The organism is Thermobacillus xylanilyticus (genome assembly GCF_907165215.1).
GTDB lineage: Bacteria > Bacillota > Bacilli > Paenibacillales > Paenibacillaceae > Thermobacillus > Thermobacillus xylanilyticus.
In genome coordinates this window covers 1-22,869 of sequence record NZ_CAJRAY010000047.1, presented here as the reverse complement: position 1 = coordinate 22,869, position 22,869 = coordinate 1, and the positions used below count along the sequence as shown (strand labels likewise).

The following is a 22,869-nucleotide window of genomic DNA, read 5'->3' as shown; positions in this document are numbered from 1 at the left end:
CCAGCCCCCATTCCGGACTTTCACCGTAGAGATGACGCCCATGCCGGGCGTACAACGGATGAGCGGCGGGGCATGACCCCGCCGCTCTTCTTGCCGATTCATAATATCGCCGCCTCTCTCCGCCTCGCATGTTCGAACGCCGCCGCCAGCGCGCAGGCAAGCGCGAATGCCGCGAGAATCGCCAGGTTAAGCCATACATCCGCCAGCGCCGCGCCCGATTGCAGCCGCCCGACCGCATCGAGCAGCCAATGCTGCGGGAACAGCTTGCCGATCCGCTGCACGGACTCCGGCATCGTCTCGATCGGGAACATGCAGCCCGCGAGCAGGCTTGTCGGGATAATCATCAGGTTCTGCAGAGCGGACGCCTTCATGGCGGAAGCCGCGTGCGCCGTCACCGCATGGGACACCGCAATCGCCGTCAGAACATAAGGCAAAAGCACGATCAGCAGCATCCCGATCGGCAGGCCCGGATCGATGCCGAAAGCCAGCGTCATGACGGCGAGCGCCACGGCGATGAGCAGCATCAGGACAAGCAGGTTCGTCAGGACGTTCGACAGCATGTACGAAACCGGCGATACTGGCGTGCTCAACACGCGGGCATAGGTGCGGTTCTCCCGTTCGTGCAGAATCAGGTTCGACAACTGGGCCGCGCAGAACAGCAAGAGGATCGCCAAATAGCCGATCGTCTGCCTGGACATGCGATGTTTTCCCGACACATCATCGATGGACTCCGCAGTGAGCGCATAGCGAAAGTCCGCATGGGAAGCGTACAAACGCTCGAACAGCGCGTCGTCATCCTGCGCGGCCCGGCCGATGGACGCGATGTTCCGGATATAGGCGCCTAACATCAGATCCATATAGCCGGTGACGGACGTCCCCCGGATCGACACGATCTCGACTGCCGGAGGATTTCCCCGCCTCAGCCCTTCGCCGAAATGTTCCGGGAACACGACGGCGGCATCCAGTTCGCCCGACGCGATCATCCGCCGCGCATCCGCCGCCTCATGCTCGCTCACCTTGATCTGCTCCAGGCGGGCAAGATAGCCGGCCGCATCGGCCGCAAGCCGCGAGCCGTCGTCCATGTTGACGACGCCGATCCGAAGTTCCGCCCGTTCCGCGCCCCCGTGGAGCAGGAACGACAGACAGACGGCGATGGAAGGCATGGCGAGAAACAGCAGCCAGAACTTGACGCTCCTCACCGATGTCCGCAGCCATCGCCGCATGATCCAGACCGTGTCCCTCACCTTACAGTCCCTCCTTCTTCCGCATGATGACGGCGGCCAATCCCAGGCAGAGGGCGGCGGCGCCGAAGTTGAACGCCATGGCGCGCAGCGCCGTTGACCACTCGCCCGCATGGATGACCTGCAGCAGCGCGCGGTTCGTCAGTCCGAGCGGCGACCAGGCGGCGATCGCGCCGAACCATCCCGTCGACCCCTCGACGGGGAAATAGGCACCGCCGAACAGCGCCTCGAGCTGGACGATCACCATGATGACTACGCCGGCCGCGCCGCCGCCCCGCAGCAGATAGCTGACCGCCACGCCGAACCCGAGGACGAACAAGAGCTGGGAGAACAGGATGGGGAGCACCGCCAGCGGCCGGCTGCCCCAATCGGCATTGAACGCGTATCGGCTAAACAGCACCAGCAGAATGACAAACACGGCGTGGAGCAGGAACGATCCGGCCATTTTGCCGACGAAGATTTCAGCCTTCGACACCGGCGCCGACAGCAGGCGGAGATCCGTCTTCCGCTTGCGTTCCCACTCCATCAGCTGCGCGGCGGTAAGCGCGCTGTACAGGATGATCATCGTCGTGATGACGACCGCATAGTAATCCATCGAATCAGGCTGCCTCGTTCCGTCGACGGACACGGAACGGACGTACTCACGTCCGACGTCCTCCGGCGCGGATATGCCGCCGTCCGCCAGCACGGCCGACAGCCGGTATCGGTCGGCGAACGTCTGCAGCAAGCCTTGCACGATCGCGTTCTCGACCGCAGCGCGATCATTTCCGGTGTAGACCATGCCGCTGTCCGAGACGACAGCCATCCCGGCGTATTCCGCCCGCCGCACCATTTCCAGCCCCTTCTCGCGGCTGTCCGACACTTCGAACCGGACGCCCGACGATTCCGCATCGCGGACGAATTCGGACCAGACTTGTCCGAGCGTCCGGTCCGGCTGCTCCAGCCGATACAGGACGCGGATCTCGCCGATCTCAATCTCCCGGTCGAAACCGCGCGAGAGCGCCGTGCCGAGAATGAGCATGATCGCGAGCGGCGTTGCCAGCATGAACACGAGCATGGCCGGATCGCGGAACGCCTTCAGTTCTTTGCATGCGATGTGCAACATTCGCATCTGCCGCACCTCCTTCATCTGCGCCAGTCTCTTCCGTCAGTCGTCGCGAAGGCTCCGGCCGGTGAGCGACAGGAAGACCGTCTCCAGATTCGGTCTTCGCGTCCCGATGTCCGCAATCTCCACGCCGCTTGCGGTCAGCGCCCGAATGACGGCGTTCAGGTTGTTCACTTCCGCATCCGTCTCGATCAGCAGGCGATGATCGTCACGCACGACCGTGCGGACGCCCGGGATGTCAAGGAGCGCGTCTTCCTTCACCCGATCCGTCTCGCGCAGCGTGACGACGATTTCCCGGCGGTCCGTCACGACGGACGTGAGCTGCGGAAGCGTTCCTTCCGCGATCACTTTCCCGTGGTCCATGACGGCGATCCGCGTGCAGAGCGACTCCACTTCCTCCATGTAGTGGCTCGTGTACAGCACCGTGCTGCCCGCTTCGTTCAGACGCCGGACGGCCGACAGGATCGATTGGCGCGAATGCGGGTCGATGCCGACCGTCGGCTCGTCGAGAATGATCAGCTTCGGCCGATGGGCGATGGCGCAGGCGATGTTCAGCCTCCGCTTCATCCCGCCCGAGAACGTCTTCGCATAGCGGTTCCGCTTGTCTTCCAGCCCGACGAACGCGAGCGCTTCTTCCGCGCGGCTGCGCAGCTCCTTGCCCCGCAATCCGTACAACCCGGCGAAGAACGCCACATTCTCGTACGCGGTCATTTCCTCATAAATCGCGAGATCCTGCGGCACCAGGCCGATCTGCTGCTTCGCGAATTTCGGATGTTCCGCGATGTTTCGTCCGAAGATGCGGATTTCGCCGTCCGTCATCGGCAGCAGCGAGGCGATCATCAGAATCGTCGTGCTCTTGCCCGCCCCGTTCGGACCAAGCAGGCCGAAGATCTCGCCTTCGCGCACGGACAGCGACAACTGGTCGACCGCATGAACGTCGCCGAACTTCTTCGTCAGGCGCCGGATTTCCAGCACATGCATACCGGTTCCCTCCATTGATCGTCAAGCTGATTACCATCCTAAACAAAAAGATGAACCTGCCATAGTGCACAAGTTCATCCCTTGGGCATGAAATATTTCATGAATTCCGGCGGCCGGCTTCGTGAACATCCAAAGGAAGCAGCGTCGTCACGGAGAACCCGCGCGAACCGTCGACGATGACCGTGCCGCCCGCGGCGGCCGCCCGCTCCTCCATGCCTGCCAGTCCGAGCCCCTTCACGATGCGGACGGCGCCCTGTCCGTCGTCGGCCACGACGGACCGGATCATCGCGCGCATGACCTGGACATGGATGTCGACACGGCTTGCGGCGGCGTACTTCAGCACATTCGTGAGCGCTTCGGCGGCATTGTCATGGATAATTTTCCAATGAATCGGAAGAATCCGGTCCAGATCGCCTTCATGGGTCACCGATGCACGGATGGAATGCTGCGCCTCAAATTCGGCTGCAAGGCGCTTGAGCCGGTGCATGCCGAGCTGTTCGGGCAGCGGTTTCCATTGTTTCAATGTCAGCCGGATCCGGTCGATGCCTTCCTTCGCGATCCGTATCGCCTGCTGCAGCAGCTGCTCCGCCTTCGCCCGATCGGTACCGAGCAGCCGTCTCGCCGCTTCCATCTGCATGAGCGCGCCGGTGAGCGACTGGCCGATCTCGTCATGCAGGCGCTGCGAAATCCGGCTGCGCTCCTCCAGCTTCATGACATACTCGGATTGCCGGACGTATCCTTCCATCTCATCCAGTTTCGCCAAAGTCCGGCGGAGTTTATCCCGCAGTTGTTCCATCTCGTCTTGCAGTGTCCTAATCCGCCGCCCATCGGTATCGAATGCGCGCAGGCAGGCGAACGATGCCGCTGCGGCGATGCCATACGGCAGCAGCCAGCCGTCGGGCAGCGCCGGGAGGGGGACCGCCAATGCGACAAGGATGCTCCAGCCCGGACGATAGATGCGCGAGGCAATCTCATATACGATGATCGGAAGCGGCAGAACAAATGCCGGATGTACGGCGATCCCCGCACCGAGCACCGCAGCGGCGAGCATCAGCAGCAGCAGACGCGGCCATCCGGCGGTCAGGCCGGCCGCCAGACGCAGGCTGACGTGCAGCAGCGCAACCAGCAGGCATTCCGGCAGAAGCTCGGAACCGCCCGCGTTCACCGCCAGCCAACCGGCGGACGCGAGCGCGATCAACATGAGCGCAATACTGCGCCGCTCGGCGGGATGTTGTTCCGCCTTCATGGCCGAACGGCCCCCGTCAAGTAATAAATGGCGATCTGCGTCCGGTGCGTCATGCCGGTCTTACCCAGTATCGACGTGATATGGTTGGCGACGGTGCCTTCCGACAGATACAGGGCGCGCGCAATCTCCCGGTTCGTCATGCCCTTGGCGATCAGGGCCATCACTTCCCATTCGCGTTCGGTGAATTTGCTGCGCTCGGCGGCGGACAAGCCGCAGCCGTCCGAATCGCCGTCGTCCGACTTCCGGTCCTCCGCTCGGCCTGCGTCCCCAATGCCGCGCCTGGCCGCCAGTTTCTCCATGACGGCATCTTGCAGCACATGGTGGCCGTTGCAGACGGTGCGGATGGCGTCGCGTATTTTCTCCGGGTCGTTGTTTTTGAGCAAATAACCCATCGCGCCGTTCCGAATCGCTTCCTCGATGTATTCGTCGTCGTCAAACGTGGTCAGAATGAGCACGCGGGTGCGCGTCCGCTCCACAATGCGTTTCGCCGCCTCGACGCCGTTCAACTTCGGCATCCGGACATCCAGCAGCGCGACGTCGACCTCGTGTTGCTCGCAATATTCCGCTGCCTGCTCGCCGTCCTCGACTGCCGCCGCCACTTCGAATCCTTCGAAGGTCGACAGAATGATCCGCATCCCTTCGCGGACGAACGGATTGTCGTCGGCCAATAACACCCTGATGGTCATTGTGCGCCGCCCCTTGCCTGTTTCGGAATGTGTTCCCGCTTCTGTCTATTTCGCGATCGGCTGCCCGAATCCTGTCGAAAACACGGGCAAATCCGCGCAAATAACGTCAGCCGATCGTCCCGCCTACCGGAAATCCGGCGGCACGCGCCGCGCCACGCCGGTCTGAATCGCCGCTTCGATTACCGCATACCGGACCTTTGCCACCACCCGCTCGTTGAAAATGCTCGGGATGATGTAGGAGGCGTTCAGCTCCTTGCCGCTGACGACGGATGCGATCGCCCGCGCCGCGGCCAGTTTCATCGCTTCATTGATCCGGCGCGCGCGGCAGTCCAGCGCCCCGCGGAACATGCCGGGAAACGCCAGTACGTTGTTGATCTGGTTCGGATAATCGCTGCGGCCGGTCGCGACGACGGCGGCATGGGGCAGCGCTTCTTCCGGCGCAATCTCGGGCGTCGGATTCGCCATCGCGAAGACGATCGGATCCGGCGCCATCGCCTTCACGTCTTCGGCGGTCAGCAACCCGCCCCGCGACACGCCGATGAACACGTCCGCGCCGCGGATGACCTCCCGCAGCGATCCCGGCGTCTCCTGCACTTGCGGCTGTTCGGCCAGCCACCGCCACATCGGATGGTCGTACGCCCCGCCGCGAACGATGGCGCCTTCGCGGTCGACCGGCACCAGCCGCTTCACGCCTGCGGCCAGCAGCATTTTGCAGATCGAGACGCCGGCCGCGCCGACGCCGTTCACGACAACCCGCACTTGTTCCGGCTGCTTGCCAACCACTTTCAAGGCGTTCAACAGTCCCGCGACGACGACGATCGCGGTGCCGTGCTGGTCATCGTGGAAGACGGGGATGTCCAGCTCGTCCGCGAGCCGCTCTTCAATCTCGAAGCAGCGGGGCGAGCTGATGTCCTCCAGGTTGATGCCGCCGAAGATCGGGCTGATGTGGCGGATCGTGCGGATGATTTCCTCCGTATCCTGCGTGTCGAGGCAAATGGGGAACGCATCGACGTCCGCCAGCTGTTTGAACAGCATCGCCTTCCCTTCCATGACCGGCGCGGCCGCATACGGACCGATGTTCCCGAGACCGAGCACCGCCGAACCGTCGGTGACGACGGCGACGGTGTTGCGCTTGATCGTCAGTGAGTAGGCTTTCCGTGCATCCTGGTGGATCGCGTTGCAGACGCGCGCGACGCCGGGCGTATAGACGCGCGACAGATCATCGCGGTTCTTGACCGGCAGCTTCGGGGTGACCGCGATTTTGCCGCCGAGATGCGCAAGGAACGTCCGGTCCGATATGTTGATGACCCGGATGCCGTTCATCCGCCTGAGCGCCTCGACGATCGCGCTTTCGGCCTGCTCCGGGGATTGAATCGTCAAATCCCGGACGGACTTGTCCTGCCCGGGACGGATCACGTCGATCGAGACGATGTCGCCCCCCGCCTTGCCGATCGCGGCCGCGACATCGCCGAATCCGACGAGCCGGTGATCAAGCTCCAACCTCGCAATCATGCTGTTGTACATCTTCCGAACATTCCCCCTGTCATTGCGGCGTTTTGAACCTTGTTCAAATTTTCACCGTTCCGTGCGCCGATGAAACGGCCCGTCTTGACCGTGCCCCGAAGGATTTTCGTCCATGGTTGAAGAACGTTATGCTTATCCATTCGCGGAGTTGATCTCTATGACGCAATACAAAACCTGCCCCGGATGCGGGCTCAGGCTTCCCGATCGGCATTTGGACGCCGCCGAGCGGTATCGCGCCTCGGGCGAATGCAGGGAATTGTACCATGAATTGTCCGCCTGGCTCATGATGAATCAGGATCTTGGATTTCGCGCGCAGCATGCAGTGGATGCCTACGGCGCCCAACATTCCGGCGGGGTGACGAAAAACATCACGACAGCTTTCGCGCTGATCGGCCTTTATCTGGCGCTGGAGAAAGGGTTTTCCGGCCGGCGGGTGCAGCAGATCCATATGGAACTGGCAAGGATGTCGATCGAGTGGCCGTCTCTGGAGCCGCCGGCGGCGAATTACGCCATTACAGTCGCCGATGTCGTCCGCGCCGAAGAAGGACCGGCCAGAGAGGAGATGCTGATGGAATGGGCGCGCTGCGCATGGGACGCCTGGCGCGAACGCCACGATTGGGTCAGAAGCGTCTGCGCGGCGCATCTCCGGCTGGATTGACGAGGCCCGATGCCCGTTTCTGCGCGGGCCTGACTGCCGCCGCGCTCAGCCCCGCGGCTCCGTCATACGATGGAGCAAGTCCAAATTCAAATGACGGAGATGAGCGGAATGGCGCGACAACAGGACCGGTTCGCGATCACCATCCAGCTCGGAAACAAGCGGATGGTCGCGAAAGCCCCGCTGAAGAGCATCCAGCGGCTGGTCTTCATCTTCAACCGGCAGTTCACCAATGCCCCGAACACGACGCAAATCGCAAGCGGCGCGGGACACAGCGGCGCCGCCGGCAGCAACGCGGCGATCCGGTCGCCGCGGACGAGGCAGCAGCAAAGCATCGGATCGGGCGGCACCGCCCGCAATGTTGACGGAAGCGGCAAGGCCGCATTCCGCCGTTTGCGCGCCCTGACCGGGAGCCGTCCCCGGCATCGCCGCCGCGGCAAGGAAGTCGTCGTGGTGATCAATGAGCAGATCGTGAAAATGCCGCCGCGGAGCCGGAACGCCTCGGCCACGCAGGTGGCAAGCGGCGCGGGCACTTTCGGGGCCGGCGGGACGAACGCGGCGATCAGCAGCCCCGGCACCCGGCAGCAGCACGCGGTGGGCGGCGGCGGAACCGCCATCAACAAATGGCTCCGCAAACGGAAGCCCAATAAGAGGAAGACGCCCCGAAAGGTATAAATGAAAACAGGTCGATCCAGGATCATCATTCCTGATCGACCTGTTTTCATTTGTCCGGTCATCACATCAAGGACTTGTCAGCGTGCTGTCTCCCTTGCGGCCGCACCGTTCAAATTGCCAGCAAAATCCGGTTCCCCGACGGATCGCTTGCCGCGAATGCGCCGCCTTGCTCCGTCACTTCCGCGCCCAAATTCCGGAGGTTCAGGACGGCGCGTTCCCGTGCCGCTTCGTCGGGATAGATCAGGGTGAACGATCGGAGGCCGACGCTGTTCGCGGCCGGTCTGGGCGCGCCCACGCCGTTCCAGGTGTTGAGCCCGATATGGTGATGGTAGCCTCCCGTCGACAGGAACAGCGCTTGCGATCCGAAACGGTTGACCACCTCGAACCCGAGCCCGTCCGCGTAAAACCGTTCAGCCGGCCCCAGTTCCGATACATGCAGGTGGATGTGGCCCATCAGCGTGCCGACCGGAAGACCGTCCCACGGCTTGTCATCTCCAAGCCCGACAAGATCCCGGAAATCCAGCGGGTCCACAGCCATCTCCACCTCGCCGCGCTTCCAGTTCCACTCCGAAGGGTCGCGATCCCGGTAAATCTCGATTCCGTTGCCGTCCGGGTCCGACAGATACAGCGCTTCGCTGACCAGATGATCGGAGGAGCCGAACCGGAGGCCGATGCGGGCAAAATGCTTCACGATCCGCGCCAGGTCGGCACGGGTCGGGAGCAGAAGCGCAAAATGGTACAGCCCGGTCGTCCTTCCCTGCTTCGGCGCCGCGTCTTCCGGCCGTTCGACGGTCAGCAGCGCCGTCCGCCCGTCCGCTGTGAGTGTCGCGGATGCACCGGTTTGCGTCAGCACCTTGAAGCCGATCACATCCCGGTAGAACCGCAAGGCACGATCCAGATCCCGCACTTTCAGGCTCACCTGTCCGACATAGGTGCAAGGCGCCTGATGAAAACCGGCCAATGTACACACCCCTTCTCAAGTTACTTACTTATTGTAAGTAATTATACAAGCTTGCGTTTAGGGTGTCAAATGCAGCCTCCTGACAAAACAAGCGACCGATCGGGCAGACGGCTGGGCCGCCTGCCCGATGATCGCTTGCATCACCGACCCCGCACGGGTCGCGCTATCCATTTATTGGCAACTGCTTACTGACAACGGCTGTAGCCGCAGTTCGTGCAAGTCTTGCATCCTTCCACGTTCAGCAGCGATGCCGAGCCGCAGGACGGGCACAGATCGCGCGATTCGACCGGACCGCTCTTGCCGCCGGGCAGCGTGACGATCGGTTCGGCGGCTGCCGCAATCGGCGGCACGTCCGTCGGCGAACCCGCGTTGTCCTGGGTCAAGCCGATGTGCATCTCCAGCGACTTCGCCACGGCGTCCGCGATCGATTCGACGCGGTTTGCGCCGAAGCCGATGGCGCCGCTGCCGCCGATTCCTTTCAGGTGCTTGATCAGGAGCTTCACCTTGTTGCCGTGATCGCCGTAGCGCAGGAACAGCGAACATACGCGGCCGAGCGCTTCGGCCATCGCGAACACGTCGGAACCGGCTTTGCCGACGTTGAGGAAGATTTCGCCGGGCGTGCCGTCGATGTCGTTGATCGTAATATACGCCATGCCGAACGGCGTGTTGATCTTGTACGTCGCGCCGCGCAGCACTTGCGGACGGCGCTTGTACTGCTTGTCGAACACCTGCTCATCCTGCTTCGAGACGTTCGAATTGAGCGCGGCGTTCAGCTTGCCGATCGCCGCCGCGTCGCCCGAGTCGGCCGCTGCTTGCGTATCGGCCGCGGTGCCTTCCGCCTTCGCATCCTTCTTCTCGTCGTCCTTCGCCGTCGAGAGCACCTGCGTGTCGCGGCTGCCGTCGCGGTAGATCGTAACGCCTTTGCAGCCGAGCTCGAACGCCAATTCGTACAGCTTCTTCGTCTCTTCGATCGTGAAGTCGTGCGGCGCGTTCGCCGTCTTCGAGATCGAGCTGTCGACCCAGCGCTGGATCGCCGCCTGCACGCGGATATGGTCTTCCGCGCTCAGCTCCATCGCCGTGACGAAGTAGTCCGGCAGCTCCTCGCCCGGATGCTCGTCTCTCCACTTCTGCGCGATCGGCACGTACTGCTTGTCGAGGCCGAGACGGCTCTGACGGTAGTATTCGAAGGCGAAATACGGCTCGATGCCCGTCGACGTGCCGACCATCGTCCCCGTGCTGCCCGTCGGCGCCTGGGTAATGACGGTGACGTTGCGCATGCCGCGCTTGCGGACCGCTTCGCCGACTTCCGGATAGACGCTGACCATGTTGCGCATGAAGCCGCTCTGCAGGAATTTCTCCGCGTCGAACGCCTCGAACGATCCCTTCTCCGCGGCGATCTCCGTCGAAGCCAGGTAGGCTTCGCGCGCGATGAAGCCGTACAGCTTGTCGAGGAACTCGAGCGATTCCGGGCTGCCGTAGCGGATCTTCAGTTTGATGAGCAGCTCCGCGAGCCCCATCGAGCCGAGGCCGACGCGGCGCTCGCGCTTCTGGTTCTTCTCGTTCTCCTTGAAATGGTACGGCGTCTTGTCGATGACGTTGTCGAGGAACCGGACGGACCAGCGCGTCACCTTCGCGAGCTCGTCCCAGGCAACGTCGTCCTTCTCCTCGTCATAGAACTTCGACAGGTTGAGCGCCGACAGGTTGCAGACGCCCCACGCCGGCAGACCCTGCTCGCCGCACGGATTCGTGCAGATAATCGGGTTGAAGTACCAGCTGTTGGACATCTGGTTGTAATATTCCATGAATACGACGCCCGGCTCGGCCGATTTCCACGCCGACTCGATGATCGTATGCCAGACGTCGCGCGCCTTCACCGTCCGGTAAAGCACGACTTTCTTGCCGCGGGAACGCCATTTCTCCAGGTCGCCGTCCCACAGCTCGTCGTATTCCGGATCGCGGGTGTCCGGGAAGACGAGCTCCCAGTCGAGGTCTTCCTTCACGGCCTTCATGAACGCGTTGCTGATGCAGACCGACAGGTTCGCGTTCGTCACCTGGCCCATCGTCTGCTTCACCGTGATGAAGTCCAGCAGGTCCGGATGCCAGTCGTTCATCATCAGCATGAGCGCGCCGCGCCGGCTGCCGCCCTGCTCGATCAGACCGGTCGTGTAGCTGAACAGGCCGCCCCAGGAGACGGCGCCGCTCGACGAGCCGTTCACGCCCGCCACGACCGCGCGCCGCGGCCGCAGGCTGGACAGGTTGATGCCGACGCCGCCGCCGCGCGCCATGATTTCCGTCATCTCGGTCAGCGTCTCCATGATGCCGCCGCGGCTGTCCTTCGGCGACGGAATGACATAGCAGTTGAACAGCGTCAGCTCGTCGCTCGTTCCCGCGCCTGCCGCGATCCGGCCGCCCGGTACGAGCTTCCAGTCGTCAAGGATGTAGCGGAACCGCTCTTCCCACTGTTTCCGCTTCTCGGCCGTATCTTCCACGGAAGCCATCGCCTTCGCGAGCCGGTCCCACATCTCTTCCGGCGTCTTCTCGATCGTCAGCGTCAGCTTCTCGACCTCCGACTCGACGATCTGGCCTGCGCGCGTCCGCACGGTCACCTTGTTGCCGTTCCGCGCGATGACCTCCCCGACTTCCTTCGCCGGGAACTTCGGGTCATCCTTCGTCAGCACGAGCACGACGTCGCCGACCTTGGTGCCGGACGGGTCTGCGTTCTTCCATGCATAGCGGTCCAGAAAAATTTTCTCGCTCAAGCCTTCCAGCTTGCTGCTCTTCATCATTTTCATGCGCGAGCGCCTCCGGTTCATGCAGATTTTGCCGCTTGCGGCAGCAGATGTGTATCGCATTATGTACACAACATATAGAGTCCTCGACTCATTTTACACCACAATATATAGTATTCCAAGTCCCATTTTCGGCAACGAATCGTATCCGCCCGAAACAAGCGTTCTGATGCCGCTTCGATACAAAACGTCGCATCGTTGCACGCGTCCGGAAGGTCTCGCATCTCATTCCGCCGCCCTTATGAATCGCTCACCGTACGGTCATACTAACGGATAAAACAACCAGCCGGAGGAAGGAGAAGCCATGCATCCGATCCAGAGACCGGACCGCCGCGCAAGCGGAACCGGAAAGACGCCGCATCCCGATGTGGAGTTCGAATTCGACCGGACCTGGGTCGACGAATTGGCGGAGCGCGCGGCGCGCAACGGCCCGTGGGATGACTGGACGCTGTTTGCGCTTGCGGTCGAGGCCGAGCGCGCGAAACTGGTCACGAGCTTCGACGAGCTGCAGGCGCTCAGATGCCTGCCGGCGTTCGAGCCGATGCCGCACCAGATCGCGACGGCGCGCAAAGTGCTGCACGAGATGGGCGGACGCGCCATTCTCGCCGATGAAGTCGGTCTCGGCAAGACGATCGAAGCCGGCCTCATTCTGAAAGAGTACATCGTGCGCGGGCTGGTCCGCCGGGCGCTGATCCTCGTCCCCGCGTCGCTCGTGCTGCAATGGGTCCGCGAACTGAACCAGAAGTTCGGCATTCCGGCGACCGCGCAGAAGAAAGCGCACTCGTGGCACTCCGACTTCGTCGTCGCCTCGCTCGACACCGCGAAGCGCGAGCCGCACCGCGAGCTCCTGCTGTCCAACGATTACGACATGCTGATCGTCGACGAGGCGCACAAACTGAAGAACAAGAAGACGTCGAACTACCAGTTCATTCAGCAATTGCGCAAAAAATACTGCCTCCTCCTCACCGCGACGCCCGTGCAGAACGACATGGACGAGCTGTTCAACCTGATCACGCTGCTCAAGCCCGGCCAGCTCGGCGGGCAGAGCGACTTCGCCGCCAACTTCGTCGCCGACAAGCGGCTGCCGAAGAACGAGGACCGGCTGCAGGAAGCGCTGTCGGCCGTCATGATCCGCAACCGGCGCAGCGACGGCGGCATCAGCTTCACGAAGCGGATCGTGCGCAATATCGAGGTGAAGCTGTCGCCGGAGGAAAAGGCGCTGTACGACGCGGTGACCGGCTTCGTCCGGCAGCGGTACGACGAGAGCGGACGCGACCTTGCGAGCATGCTGTCGCTCATCACGCTGCAGCGCGAAGTGTGCAGCAGCCGGGACGCCGTCTTCCTCACGCTCGTCAACCTGTTCAAGAAGACCGCGGAGGACTCGCCGATGCGGTCGAAGATCTGGGAACTCGTCGAGTTCATCCGCCGCATCCAGGCCAATTCGAAGGCCGAGAAGGCGCTCGAGATCATCCGCACGACGAACGACAAGACGATCATTTTCACCGAATACCGCGCGACGCAGGAATATTTGCTCCAGTTCCTGAAGCAGCACGGCATTCACGCCGTGCCCTACCGCGGCGGCATGAACCGCGGCAAGAAGGACTGGATGATGGACCTGTTCCGCGGCCGCGCCCAGGTGCTCGTCGCCACCGAGGCGGGCGGCGAAGGCATCAACCTGCAGTTCTGCCACCACATGATCAACTTCGACCTGCCGTGGAATCCGATGCGCGTCGAGCAGCGGATCGGCCGGGTTCACCGGCTCGGGCAGACGAACGACGTGAAAATCTACAATCTGTACACGACCGGCACGATCGAGGAGCACATCGTCCGCCTGCTGCACGAGAAGATCAACCTGTTCGAGATGGTCGTCGGCGAACTGGACGACATCCTCGAGCGTCTCGAGCGGGAGGAACAGCCGCTTGAGCAGCGGCTTGCGCGCCTCGTGCTCGAGTCGGACGGCGACGCCGACATCCGGCGCGGCATCGACGCGCTCGGCCGCTCAATCAACCGGCTCCGCGCGGACGCGAAGCGATCGCCGAAAAGCTCGCTTGACAGCGTGCTCCCCGTCCTTTCCGTCGTCCCGGACGGCGCGGATGCCGCAGCGGAGGCCCGGCCATGAACGCGAAGCAGATCCACCGGTTTGTCGAACGGTACCTGGAAGCGACCGGCTGCACCATTCTGGAGAAGTCGCCGGTCCATTTCAAGGTGAAACTGTCGCCCGCAGCGGACCGCGAACTGACGAACCGCCCCTATTATTGGAGCTTTGTCGACCGGACCGGCGTCGAGCCGGAGACGATGTCGCTATTGCTCGTGACGGATGCGGCGAAATATGACGCGATGACCGCGGAAGCCGAATCCGCGGGCGCCGGCGCCGGCGGTCCGCAAGGCGGAGCGGCGGAGCAGGCCGGCATGGCCGCCTTGAGCCGCTCGTTCGGTTTTGTGCCCACCGGGCTCGGTACGCGGATGCCGCGGGACGACCTCCATTTCGGGTCGCGGCGGCTCGAGCAGCTGTTCGCCGCGGCAAGGCGCGGCGGCCGGTTCGTCTGCCTGTTCCAGCAGCCGGACGAGCGGGCGCTTCATCCGTACGATTCGGCGCCCTGCACCCCCTGGCTCGGCGTCAACGTGAAAGTCGGATTCGTCTGCGACATGAAGCGCGAAGAAATGCACGCTTTCGGCGTCTCGCTCGCCACCGGAACGGTTGTCGAACGGTTTTTCGACCGGCTGCAAGGGCTGAAGCTCAGCCCCCGCCTGCCCGCGAACGTGCATGTGACCGGCGCTTCCCTGTCGCTCAAGAAGGCGGCCGACCTGATCGAACAGGCGCTCTTGCAGAAATTGAAAACCTACGATTACGGCTGGGCGGCCGCGGCGAACGAACGGCTGAAGGAAGAGCTCGCCCGGCTTGCGCACTATTACGAGCCGCTGCTCAAGGAAACCGACGACAAGCAGCGGGAGCAGATCGCCGCGCAGTACGAAGCGCGCAAGGAAGAAATTTTGTGGCAGCTGAAGCCGCGCGTCGTCACGGAGATTGTCAACGCCGGCGTGTTCCATTTGTCCGGCCTCGCCTGATTGCGAGAGCTTTCACCGGATTGCGGCAAAAATAGAACGATCGCGCGCGACACATTGCAACAGCCTTCTTGGGGCTTGTCCGATATGATGACACTGCGGCAACCAGGGGGTTGAACGGGAAGGAGGCGCATGAAGATGCAACGAAGAATGATCGGCCTGCTCGCCTGCCTGCTGGCGGCGGCATTGGCGGCGCCGGGCGTCTCGGCGTCAATGGAAGCCGGATACAGGCCTGCGGAGCAAAAGCTGCTCGAACGGCAGGTCGACCAATGGGCACAAGGGTTGTCCGCCCGGCCCGGATTTGAACGGATCGCCGCGGCACAGCGGACGATCGAGCCGCTCGGCCCGGGCACGCACGGCTGGATCGTGCTGTTTGAAGATCAGGGTGAGACCGTCGGCTATATGGTCGTTCACGCGGTGCGGGAAGGCGGCTTCGCGCTGACCGAGTACGGGCTCGGCGACGCGCCGCTCTATTCCGCGGATCTGCTGCGCCAGGGGCTGGCGCGGCTCGGACTTATCGGGGATGATGAGGACGGCGAAGGCAGCGCCGACGTCGAGCGCCGGTATGCGCACCCGCTCAGCGCGGCCTGGCGGGTCGAAACGGACGACGGCGTTTTCTACCTGGATGCGAAGACCGGCGAGGAACTGCCGGCCGACGACCCGTTCTGGAAAGAGGCGGCGTCGGAAGCGGCGGCGTGCCTCGAGGAGCGGATGCCCGGCGGCGCACAGCCCGCCGGGAGACTGATGCGGCATGCGGAAGTTCCGTCCTTCGATCCGTATGCCCGGCTGCCGTGGATTACGCGCCAGCCGCTCGCCTGGGCGGAGACGGACATCGCCGCGCTGCTGGGCAGCGGCATCGAGCTTCGGCTCGTCGCCGAACGGTTCGACGGCGCCTACCTCTATGTGCTGCCGGTCGTCGCCTGGCATGAATGGGATGACGGCACCGCCTACATCGGCGTGGATCAAGAAGGGCTTCGCTTCATCCCGCAAGCCTGCCTCGAGCCGGCCGCGAAACTGTATGATTGACGAGCCCGCCCGGACCCGGCGGCATAACGTCAGGAATCTGCAGCCGGATTCGCCGCCGCTTCATCCGCGCCGGTGCGGCTGTCCACGCGCCTTGCGCGCCGCTGCATGAGCCAGCCGTAGAACGCCCAGCCGAACCAGCGCGCGAGGAACGGGTCGCGGCGGCTCCGCGCGTCCCGGCGCATGCGCCGGCGCTCATCCGCCGGCGTTTCGATGTAGCGGACGATCCGGTCCGCCACGAACGCGACGTATTCTTTGCCGTCTTTCGCCATGGGGCTTCCCTCCGAACGCGTATGTCCCGCCGCAGGCCGGGGTCGGCCATGACGACGGGTCCGGCATGTCACCATGCCGCGTCATGCTCATTATGGCCGGAGCCGACGCGCGTTAAACCCGCATAAGCCGACCGCCGGGCCGGCAAAACTAACCTGCATCCGCACTTAAACGCGCCGGAGGTCAGAATCATGAACACGAAAGCCTTGCTATGCGCGGCGGCCGCCGCGACGTTGCTGGCCGCCGCTCCCGCTCCCCGCGCGGCCGCGGGAAGCCCCGCTTCCCCCGCATCGGACACGCCGCGATACGAGCGCGCGCTGCCCACGGCCGAAGTGCTGATCGATGCGGGACACGGCGGCATCGACGGCGGCGCGCATTACGGCAGCGTGCTTGAGAAAGACATCAACCTGCAGGTGGCGAAACGGCTCTATCTAGTTCTGCGCAGCCAGGGCATTCCCGCCGTTCTGAACCGGACCGGCGACTACGCGCTGAGCGACGAGAACCGGTGGCATCCTTCCCGCTCGCGGCATCAGCGGGACCTGTCGCAGCGCCGGGGGCTGACGGACGAAATCGCCGTGCAGCTCCTTGTCAGCCTGCACGTGAACTGGTCCCGAAGACCATCGGCCAGCGGACCGCTCGTGCTGCACCAGGAGGAAGGAAGAAGCGCGCTGCTTGCGGCCTTTCTGCAGGATGCGCTGAACCGGGAATACGGCAGCCGCAGGCTTCCCAAGGTCGGCAAACCGTACTATCTGCTCAACCTGGTGAAGCGTCCGGCGGTCATCGTCGAGCTCGGGTTCCTAAGCAGCCCGGCGGATCGCGCGAAGCTGACCGATCCCCGCTGGCAGCAACGGCTGGCCGAGGCGGTCGCGGCCGGCATCCGGCAATATTTGTGGACCGCCGGGTAAACCCGCGCGGTCCATATTTTGACTGAAAATTAGAACTTTGTACACGCGGCTTGACTTGCGCCGCTCCCGCATGCTAAGATGAACATCGTCAGTCAGCTGAACAACAGCAAACGCGGTCGTGGCGGAATTGGCAGACGCGCTAGATTCAGGTTCTAGTGGTAGCAATACCGTGGAGGTTCAAGTCCTCTCGACCGCACCATAACCGGCAAGCGAACTCCAGGCAGTCTGGAGTTTTTTTGTTGCCCGGCATTGCGCCGGAACTTACGCAAGCGGATCGAGGCGCGGCTCGTCCGCCGGCTGGATCCGGTAGCCGCGGCTCACCTTCACCACTCTGCGGTTCGGCCTGCGGATCAGCACGTCCCGGTCATCCCAGGCGACGACGATGCCGATGACGTCGTTTGCTTCCAGCGCGTCGCGCACGACCCGCACCGTCGTTCCGGCGACGCGGTAAGCATCCAGCTGCGCTTCCGTCATCACGGCTTCTTCATCCTCCTTCTATGTACAACAATGGACCGCGGCAGGGCCGTCCCCGCTTCGGTCCACTTCGGAATCCGTATAAATGAATTATTCCGGCTGGTGCCCGACATGTTCGGGCGACTCATTCCGCTCATACCATTCGTCAAGCACCCGGGAGGACATGACGCGGTTTTCAATGTAACCGGCCTGCCGCTGCGTGAATTCTTCCCGCCACGGAATGCCGAGCTCCTCGCACAACTTCACGACGGTGAGCAGTTCCGACCATGCGACATAGCGCTTATACCAGAAAAATTGCGGATGTTCGATCATATAGGGATACAAATCGTCAAATTCCGTATGCTTGCAATCCAGAGCGCGTTCGAAATGTGTCTTGGCATCGGACAACTTCGACTTGAAGAATGAAACGGGCAGCTCAAGCTTCTCCATATCCTTCTGCCTCCCTTCGCTCACTTTTGTCTATTATAAAATAATTCAACCGGGAGGAAAAGAGACAGGTGGCAGGCATCGCTGCCAGAAGCCGTCATTCGAACGCGATCTTTCCGTCCGCCAGCGAAGCGATGCGCACGAGCGATTCCACGCGGATTCCCTGCTCGCGGATCAGCCGGCCGCCGGGTTGAAACGTCTTCTCGACGGCGATGCCGAGGCCGGCAAGCTTCGCCCCAGAGCGCTCGATGATGCGGATCAGCCCCTTCGCCGCGTCGCCGTTGGCGATGATGTCGTCGATGTACAGCAGGACGTCATCCGGCGAGAGCAGCTGCCGCGACACCATCAAATCCGTCACAATGCCCTTCGTGAACGAAGGCACCCGTTCGCTGTAGGCATCCGGCTCCGCGAGCAGCGTCTTCTTGCGCCGCGCGAATACGAGCGGCACGCCCAGCGTGAGCGCCGTCGCGAATGCGATCGGGATGCCCGACGATTCGATCGTGATGACCTTCGTAATGCCTTCCCCTTCAAACCTGCGCGCGAATTCGCGCCCCATCTCCATCGTCAGCTCCGGATCGACCTGATGATTGAGGAGCCGATCCAGCTTGAGCACGTCCGTCGACAGAATGGAAGCTTCCTCGAGTATCCGCTGTTTCAACTGTTCCATGGCATCCCATTCCTTCTGCCGTTAGATCTATGTCATTAAAATTATCATACGGATCATCCGCGGCGCAACAAAAGATGATCCGAAATGCCGGTTTTGTTGAAACTTTTTCCGGGTCTGAATCGTCTATTTGTATAGGATAGGGAAAGGTGATGAGGACCATGCGCAACCGCCGCATCGGTACGCTCGCGAAATCGGCCGCGCTTCTGACGCTCTGCATCGCCACCGCGTCCGCCCTCGCCGGATGCGGCGGGCAAGGTTCGTCCGGCCGGACGGAGCGGACGCCGGAACAGGCGCCCGGCACCGTCGCGGAAGATCCGGCGGGCGGTTCGGCTCAAGGCGCGTCCGCCGGTCAGACGACGCCGCAATCGGAAGCGGCCGGCGGTACGGCTTCAGCGCAAGACGCATCGGATGCCCCGAATGTGGTACCGAACGCCGCCGGCCGGGACGACGATCATCGCCAGCCGGACGTGAACGGATGGTACGCGGAACCGCCTGCGCTTCACGGCATCGCCATCGGCGAGCGGGAAGCGGATGTCCGGGAACTTTTCGGCGATCCGTCAGATACATACACATTGTCCGATCCGCCGATGACGGTTCTGGAATATGACGGCTTCTCGGTCGGCGTCGGCGGGAACGGCAGCGTGCAGTTCGTCGAAGTGAGCGGCGCGAACGCGGAGACCGGCATCGGAGAGCTCGCCGTCGGCGATACCGCCGACGTGACGAAGGACGTTCTCGGCGAACCGTCCCATGCGTCGGATACGGTGCTGCTCTATGAACGGGACGGCGTTTCGCTGAAGTTCGATTTTGACCCGAATACGAAAAAGATCGCCTCGATTCTGCTGTTCAAATCGCATTGAGACGGGAGCCCCGGCATCGGTTGTGCCGGGGTCTTTGTTTTTCGCCGGAAGGCCCGTCATGCCTGTCCGCTCCCGCGCATACACATGAGAAGGCGGCACCGTTGCGGAAATGCGCCGGAAGCGCCCTCCGTCGGCTGACCTTTTGCGCGCCCGACTGAACGCCATTGTGCCGGCTGCATGCCGGATGCAGGCCAAACTCCTGTATACCGGCTGCACGCCGCGTGCCGGCCGAACTCCTGCGCCATTTCCTTGCGGCTGCCGCAATTCCTGCGGGACGGGGGCTTCGCCATGAGAGCGTTCCAAGCAATCCAAATCGCCTTCACCTTCATCGGCACCATCGTCGGCGCCGGATTCGCCACGGGACAGGAAGTGCTGCAATTTTTCACCCGTTACGGCATCTGGGGCACGGCGGGCATTCTGCTGTCATCCGTCCTGTTCGTCTGGATCGGCGCCCGCATGATGCTGGCATCCGCCCGCATCAAAGCCCATTCCTACGAAAGTTTGAACCAGGCGCTGTTCGGCGAGCGCTGGGGAACGTTGGCCAGCCGGTTCATGCTCGTCGTGCTGATCGGCGTCAACGCGGTCATGCTTGCCGGCGCGGGCGCAATTTTCAAGGAACACCTCGGCATCTCCTACCAGACCGGACTGCTCGTAACGATCTTCCTCGTCTTCCTTCTGCTCCGGAGAGGCATGAACGCCGTGCTCACCGTCAACTCGATCGTCGTGCCGGCGATGCTCGTTTTCACGCTGCTCATCCTGTGGGACACCATGCACGGCCCCGGCGCGGACCGCTGGCTGACGATGCGCACGGACACGCCGCAGCTCGCCGCCTGGGCGTCTCCCCTGCTGTACGCGGCGTTCAACCTGTCGATGGCGCAGGCGGTGCTCGTGCCGATCGGCAGCCGCATCGGTGATCGGAAGACGATCATCGCCGGCGCCTGGCTCGGCGGCATCGGCATCGGCGCGATGCTGCTCGTCGCCCATATCGCGCTGGCCGCCCGGATGCCCGGCATCGCCCAGTTCGACATTCCGATGGGCGGCATCGCCCGCGAGCTCGGTGCTGTGCTGCAGTGGATTTACACGTTTCTGATTTTCGCCGAGATTTTTACGACGCTGATGTGCGACATTTACGGCCTCACGCTGCAGCTCAGCGCACGTCTCGGCTGGCCGGATCGGGCAATCACCGCCGGGCTGCTCTCCGTCTGCTGGGCGGGCAGCCAGATCGGCTTCGGCCCGCTGCTCTCGACGCTGTATCCGCTGTTCGGCGCCCTCAGCCTCGGCTGGCTGTATCAGATCATCCGCCGGCCGAGCCTGCCGGGAACATGATCGGCTCGCAGACCGCGGGCCGACAGTCTGCGGCGGGCGGTGCGCGGTTCACGCGTGTCCGCGTCTGCCATACCGCCGTACCGTTTTCGTGATAACGCCATGCCGTCCCGCCATAACGCCATCTCAGACCCTGTGCTTCGTCGGCCGGTGATTGCCCTCTTTTGCCATGCGAGAATTTTTTCCTCAATTTTGGCGAGAAAAAACTTCGTCTATTTTCTCGAAAACCTCTGATTTCAGGATTTTCGGCTGAATTAGACGAAGTTTCTGCTTTTATTATGGGATGGAGAAGCCAATTCAACAAAAAAGCGAAGCAAGCTTGCGAATTGCTGCAGGATGCCGACGGCGAAAGGACGCCGGACCCGCAAGGACTTCCGGCGCCAATGCGCCATGCGGACAAAACCAGGCAAGATTATCCGAGACGCAAGCGTTTCGCGAACGGCATTCTTCCCGCCAGCCGCTCCGCCGTGTGGGCGTGGCAAGTCAGAAAAATGAGCTGGCGCCGCCGCTCGCGGACGATGCGCGTAAGCAGCCCGGCGGCCGCGTCAAGCCGCGCGTCATCGAAGTTGACGAACAGGTCGTCCAGCAGCATCGGCAGCGGTTCTTCCGTCTCGACTTCGTCGGCCAGCGCGAGCCGAATCGCCAGATAAATCTGCTCCGCGGCGCCGCGGCTGAGAAACGCGGCGTCGATGATGCGGCCGTCTTCCGCCGATTCCAGCTCGATCGACGAACGTCCGAACGGTGCGGCGATGCGCACGTACCGCCCGTTCGTCAGCGCCGCCGCATACGCCGACGCGCGGCGCAGCACGGCGGGCTGGCGCTCCCGTTCGAATGTCTCGCGCGTCCGGCGGATGAGCGCCTGCATGACCGCGAGTTCCGCGAATCGCTCCGCTTCATCCGCAAGCTGCGCCATGACCGCTTCACGCTCGTCCAGCAGCGGCCGCCGCATGTCTTCCGCAAGGAGCCGCTCGAGCGTCTCGCTCAGCCGGCCGCGCCGTTCGAGCAGGCGCGTCCGCTCATCCTCCGCCGCGCGGCACGCTTCCGCCGTCTGCTCGACAAAGCCGCGCAGCGCGTCTTCATCATGCCGCTCAAGCAGCGATTCCATGCGCTCGCGGTCTACCTCAGACAGACCGGATGACAGTTCCACCTCGATCCGGATGCGTTCCTCATCCAGCTGCCTGGCCTCGCGCGCATCGGCCAGCAGCCGCTCGTAGGCCTGCTCGTCCGCCGCGCCTGCCGCTTCGAACCAGGCGCGGGCCGTATCCGAATGGCCGGCCAGCAGCGCGTCCGTCTCCCGGATCTGCAAGCCGAGCTCCTTCATCCGCGCCTCAAGCGCGGCCGCAGCGGCGGCCGCTTCCGCTTCGCGCCGGATGGCGGCGCGAAGCAACTCCAGCGCGGCGGCGGGATCGTCGTCCGCGAGCCGCGCTGCCGCATCATCGGCGGCGCACAGTGCCCGCACCGCCGCACGGTGCGCGCGCAGCCGCCCGTCCGCCTCGGACAGCTTCGCATCGAGGCGGTCCATGGCTGCAAGGTGGCCGGCGGCCATCTCAATCCGGTCGAGCGTCTCCAGCGCCGCTTCGGGGGACAGGCCGCCGGGCAGCCCGCAGCTCTCGAGCCAGCTTCGCCAGCTTGCGCGCAGCGCATCCAGCCGGGCGGCGGCGGCCGCTGCAGCCGTCCGGCGCTCCGCGCGCAGCGCGCGAATCCGCTCGAGCCGCCGCGCTTGCTCGAGCGCGCGCTCGGCCGCGAGGCCGCGCTCGCGCAGCGCATCGAGGCGCGCCTGCACGGCGCGCTGCAGCCGGCTGCGCACCGCAGCCGCAGCGGCGAGCTGCGCCTCGCCCGGCAGTGCGCCATGCGCGTGGGGCGCGAACGGCTCGGCCGCCTCCCGCGGCCGCTTGAGCAGCGCCCCGAGCGCATCCGCCGCGCGCTGCCCGTATGCGGCTGCCTGCCGCGCTGCCGCAAGCGCCTCTCCCGCTTGCGGCCCGCCCACGCGCCCGCGCC

At 63.6% G+C, this 22,869-nt stretch carries 21 protein-coding genes and 1 tRNA gene; 9 read left to right on the top strand and 13 right to left on the bottom strand.

Annotated elements, in window-relative coordinates:
* Nucleotides 1–98 precede the first annotated feature (98 nt).
* The 6 genes from KJQ12_RS10090 to KJQ12_RS10065 all read right to left on the bottom strand — a co-directional run bounded on the left by KJQ12_RS10090 (nt 99) and on the right by KJQ12_RS10065 (nt 6,783).
* On the bottom strand, nt 99–1,244 hold the full coding sequence (locus tag KJQ12_RS10090) for an ABC transporter permease (protein ID WP_213484574.1): 1,146 nt from the start codon (nt 1,242–1,244) through the stop codon (nt 99–101).
* A gap of 1 nt (nt 1,245) precedes the next feature.
* Nucleotides 1,246–2,352, bottom strand: coding sequence for an ABC transporter permease (locus tag KJQ12_RS10085; RefSeq protein WP_213484573.1), 1,107 nt, complete (start codon nt 2,350–2,352; stop codon nt 1,246–1,248).
* 36 nt (nt 2,353–2,388) lie between these two features.
* A complete protein-coding gene (locus KJQ12_RS10080) occupies nt 2,389–3,327 on the bottom strand; it encodes an ABC transporter ATP-binding protein (protein WP_213484572.1) in 939 nt (312 codons plus the stop codon).
* Nucleotides 3,328–3,424: 97 nt separating this feature from the next.
* Nucleotides 3,425–4,573 carry a sensor histidine kinase gene (locus tag KJQ12_RS10075; RefSeq protein ID WP_213484571.1) on the bottom strand — a complete coding sequence of 383 codons (1,149 nt, stop codon included), beginning with the start codon at nt 4,571–4,573 and terminating at the stop codon, nt 3,425–3,427.
* Nucleotides 4,570–5,259: a response regulator transcription factor gene (locus KJQ12_RS10070; protein ID WP_213484570.1), complete on the bottom strand. Its 690-nt coding sequence runs from the start codon at nt 5,257–5,259 to the stop codon at nt 4,570–4,572. The genes KJQ12_RS10075 and KJQ12_RS10070 overlap by 4 nt, the downstream gene beginning before the upstream one ends.
* A 123-nt stretch (nt 5,260–5,382) precedes the next feature.
* Nucleotides 5,383–6,783 carry an NAD-dependent malic enzyme gene (locus tag KJQ12_RS10065; RefSeq protein ID WP_213484569.1) on the bottom strand — a complete coding sequence of 467 codons (1,401 nt, stop codon included), beginning with the start codon at nt 6,781–6,783 and terminating at the stop codon, nt 5,383–5,385.
* 157 nt (nt 6,784–6,940) lie between these two features.
* On the opposite strand from KJQ12_RS10065, the gene KJQ12_RS10060 reads away from it, so the two are divergent.
* On the top strand, nt 6,941–7,441 hold the full coding sequence (locus KJQ12_RS10060) for a DUF5946 family protein (protein ID WP_213484568.1): 501 nt from the start codon (nt 6,941–6,943) through the stop codon (nt 7,439–7,441).
* 108 nt (nt 7,442–7,549) lie between these two features.
* Nucleotides 7,550–8,113, top strand: coding sequence for a hypothetical protein (locus KJQ12_RS10055; protein ID WP_213484567.1), 564 nt, complete (start codon nt 7,550–7,552; stop codon nt 8,111–8,113).
* A 109-nt stretch (nt 8,114–8,222) separates the two neighbouring features.
* On the opposite strand, the gene KJQ12_RS10050 is transcribed toward KJQ12_RS10055, so the two are convergent.
* Nucleotides 8,223–9,074, bottom strand: a complete 852-nt coding sequence (locus tag KJQ12_RS10050; RefSeq protein ID WP_213484566.1) for a VOC family protein — start codon at nt 9,072–9,074, stop codon at nt 8,223–8,225.
* Nucleotides 9,075–9,259: 185 nt separating this feature from the next.
* Nucleotides 9,260–11,866 carry an adenosylcobalamin-dependent ribonucleoside-diphosphate reductase gene (locus KJQ12_RS10045; RefSeq protein ID WP_213484565.1) on the bottom strand — a complete coding sequence of 869 codons (2,607 nt, stop codon included), beginning with the start codon at nt 11,864–11,866 and terminating at the stop codon, nt 9,260–9,262.
* Between the two features lie 301 nt (nt 11,867–12,167).
* On the opposite strand from KJQ12_RS10045, the gene KJQ12_RS10040 reads away from it, so the two are divergent.
* From KJQ12_RS10040 to KJQ12_RS10030, 3 genes are all read left to right on the top strand, one after another.
* Nucleotides 12,168–13,982, top strand: a complete 1,815-nt coding sequence (locus KJQ12_RS10040; protein ID WP_015254384.1) for a DEAD/DEAH box helicase — start codon at nt 12,168–12,170, stop codon at nt 13,980–13,982.
* Entirely contained in the window at nt 13,979–14,929 is a 951-nt protein-coding gene (locus KJQ12_RS10035; protein ID WP_213484564.1) for a YqhG family protein, read from the top strand. Before KJQ12_RS10040 ends, KJQ12_RS10035 begins: the two co-directional genes overlap by 4 nt.
* A 135-nt stretch (nt 14,930–15,064) precedes the next feature.
* Nucleotides 15,065–15,952 (top strand): hypothetical protein, encoded by an 888-nt coding sequence (locus KJQ12_RS10030; protein WP_015254382.1) that lies wholly within the window; start codon nt 15,065–15,067, stop codon nt 15,950–15,952.
* Nucleotides 15,953–15,981: 29 nt separating this feature from the next.
* On the opposite strand, the gene KJQ12_RS10025 is transcribed toward KJQ12_RS10030, so the two are convergent.
* Nucleotides 15,982–16,221: a YqzE family protein gene (locus KJQ12_RS10025; RefSeq protein WP_015254381.1), complete on the bottom strand. Its 240-nt coding sequence runs from the start codon at nt 16,219–16,221 to the stop codon at nt 15,982–15,984.
* A gap of 189 nt (nt 16,222–16,410) precedes the next feature.
* On the opposite strand from KJQ12_RS10025, the gene KJQ12_RS10020 reads away from it, so the two are divergent.
* Together KJQ12_RS10020 and KJQ12_RS10015 are read left to right on the top strand one after the other, a co-directional pair.
* Nucleotides 16,411–17,124: an N-acetylmuramoyl-L-alanine amidase family protein gene (locus KJQ12_RS10020; protein WP_213484563.1), complete on the top strand. Its 714-nt coding sequence runs from the start codon at nt 16,411–16,413 to the stop codon at nt 17,122–17,124.
* A 112-nt stretch (nt 17,125–17,236) separates the two neighbouring features.
* Nucleotides 17,237–17,323 (top strand) — tRNA-Leu (locus KJQ12_RS10015).
* A gap of 62 nt (nt 17,324–17,385) precedes the next feature.
* Here the strand turns inward: KJQ12_RS10015 and KJQ12_RS10010 are convergent.
* The 3 genes from KJQ12_RS10010 to KJQ12_RS10000 all read right to left on the bottom strand — a co-directional run bounded on the left by KJQ12_RS10010 (nt 17,386) and on the right by KJQ12_RS10000 (nt 18,691).
* On the bottom strand, nt 17,386–17,598 hold the full coding sequence (locus KJQ12_RS10010) for a hypothetical protein (RefSeq protein ID WP_425315973.1): 213 nt from the start codon (nt 17,596–17,598) through the stop codon (nt 17,386–17,388).
* A gap of 90 nt (nt 17,599–17,688) precedes the next feature.
* Nucleotides 17,689–18,027 carry a hypothetical protein gene (locus tag KJQ12_RS10005; RefSeq protein WP_015254378.1) on the bottom strand — a complete coding sequence of 113 codons (339 nt, stop codon included), beginning with the start codon at nt 18,025–18,027 and terminating at the stop codon, nt 17,689–17,691.
* A 94-nt stretch (nt 18,028–18,121) separates the two neighbouring features.
* On the bottom strand, nt 18,122–18,691 hold the full coding sequence (locus KJQ12_RS10000) for a xanthine phosphoribosyltransferase (RefSeq protein ID WP_213484561.1): 570 nt from the start codon (nt 18,689–18,691) through the stop codon (nt 18,122–18,124).
* 158 nt (nt 18,692–18,849) lie between these two features.
* Here KJQ12_RS10000 and KJQ12_RS09995 point away from each other — a divergent pair, with 158 nt between their 5' ends.
* The gene (locus KJQ12_RS09995; RefSeq protein WP_213484560.1) at nt 18,850–19,548 is read left to right on the top strand and encodes a hypothetical protein; all 699 of its coding nucleotides are present in this window, start codon (nt 18,850–18,852) and stop codon (nt 19,546–19,548) included.
* Nucleotides 19,549–19,836: 288 nt separating this feature from the next.
* The gene (locus KJQ12_RS09990; protein WP_213484559.1) at nt 19,837–20,874 is read left to right on the top strand and encodes a YkvI family membrane protein; all 1,038 of its coding nucleotides are present in this window, start codon (nt 19,837–19,839) and stop codon (nt 20,872–20,874) included.
* Between the two features lie 409 nt (nt 20,875–21,283).
* On the opposite strand, the gene KJQ12_RS09985 is transcribed toward KJQ12_RS09990, so the two are convergent.
* A partial coding sequence (locus KJQ12_RS09985) for an ATP-binding protein (protein ID WP_425315972.1) occupies nt 21,284–22,869 on the bottom strand: 1,586 nt, incomplete at its 5' end.

Coding starts and splice junctions, on each gene's coding strand:
- KJQ12_RS09995 (WP_213484560.1), top strand. CDS start 18,850: ATGCGCAACCGCCGCATCGGTACGCTCGCGAAATCGGCCGCGCTTCTG.
- KJQ12_RS10005 (WP_015254378.1), bottom strand. CDS start 18,027: ATGGAGAAGCTTGAGCTGCCCGTTTCATTCTTCAAGTCGAAGTTGTCC.
- KJQ12_RS10035 (WP_213484564.1), top strand. CDS start 13,979: ATGAACGCGAAGCAGATCCACCGGTTTGTCGAACGGTACCTGGAAGCG.
- KJQ12_RS10030 (WP_015254382.1), top strand. CDS start 15,065: ATGCAACGAAGAATGATCGGCCTGCTCGCCTGCCTGCTGGCGGCGGCA.
- KJQ12_RS10065 (WP_213484569.1), bottom strand. CDS start 6,783: ATGTACAACAGCATGATTGCGAGGTTGGAGCTTGATCACCGGCTCGTC.
- KJQ12_RS09990 (WP_213484559.1), top strand. CDS start 19,837: ATGAGAGCGTTCCAAGCAATCCAAATCGCCTTCACCTTCATCGGCACC.
- KJQ12_RS10060 (WP_213484568.1), top strand. CDS start 6,941: ATGACGCAATACAAAACCTGCCCCGGATGCGGGCTCAGGCTTCCCGAT.
- KJQ12_RS10025 (WP_015254381.1), bottom strand. CDS start 16,221: ATGGCGAAAGACGGCAAAGAATACGTCGCGTTCGTGGCGGACCGGATC.
- KJQ12_RS10010 (WP_425315973.1), bottom strand. CDS start 17,598: ATGACGGAAGCGCAGCTGGATGCTTACCGCGTCGCCGGAACGACGGTG.
- KJQ12_RS10080 (WP_213484572.1), bottom strand. CDS start 3,327: ATGCATGTGCTGGAAATCCGGCGCCTGACGAAGAAGTTCGGCGACGTT.
- KJQ12_RS10075 (WP_213484571.1), bottom strand. CDS start 4,573: ATGAAGGCGGAACAACATCCCGCCGAGCGGCGCAGTATTGCGCTCATG.
- KJQ12_RS10040 (WP_015254384.1), top strand. CDS start 12,168: ATGCATCCGATCCAGAGACCGGACCGCCGCGCAAGCGGAACCGGAAAG.
- KJQ12_RS10045 (WP_213484565.1), bottom strand. CDS start 11,866: ATGAAAATGATGAAGAGCAGCAAGCTGGAAGGCTTGAGCGAGAAAATT.
- KJQ12_RS10070 (WP_213484570.1), bottom strand. CDS start 5,259: ATGACCATCAGGGTGTTATTGGCCGACGACAATCCGTTCGTCCGCGAA.
- KJQ12_RS10000 (WP_213484561.1), bottom strand. CDS start 18,691: ATGGAACAGTTGAAACAGCGGATACTCGAGGAAGCTTCCATTCTGTCG.
- KJQ12_RS10020 (WP_213484563.1), top strand. CDS start 16,411: ATGAACACGAAAGCCTTGCTATGCGCGGCGGCCGCCGCGACGTTGCTG.
- KJQ12_RS10055 (WP_213484567.1), top strand. CDS start 7,550: ATGGCGCGACAACAGGACCGGTTCGCGATCACCATCCAGCTCGGAAAC.
- KJQ12_RS10085 (WP_213484573.1), bottom strand. CDS start 2,352: ATGCGAATGTTGCACATCGCATGCAAAGAACTGAAGGCGTTCCGCGAT.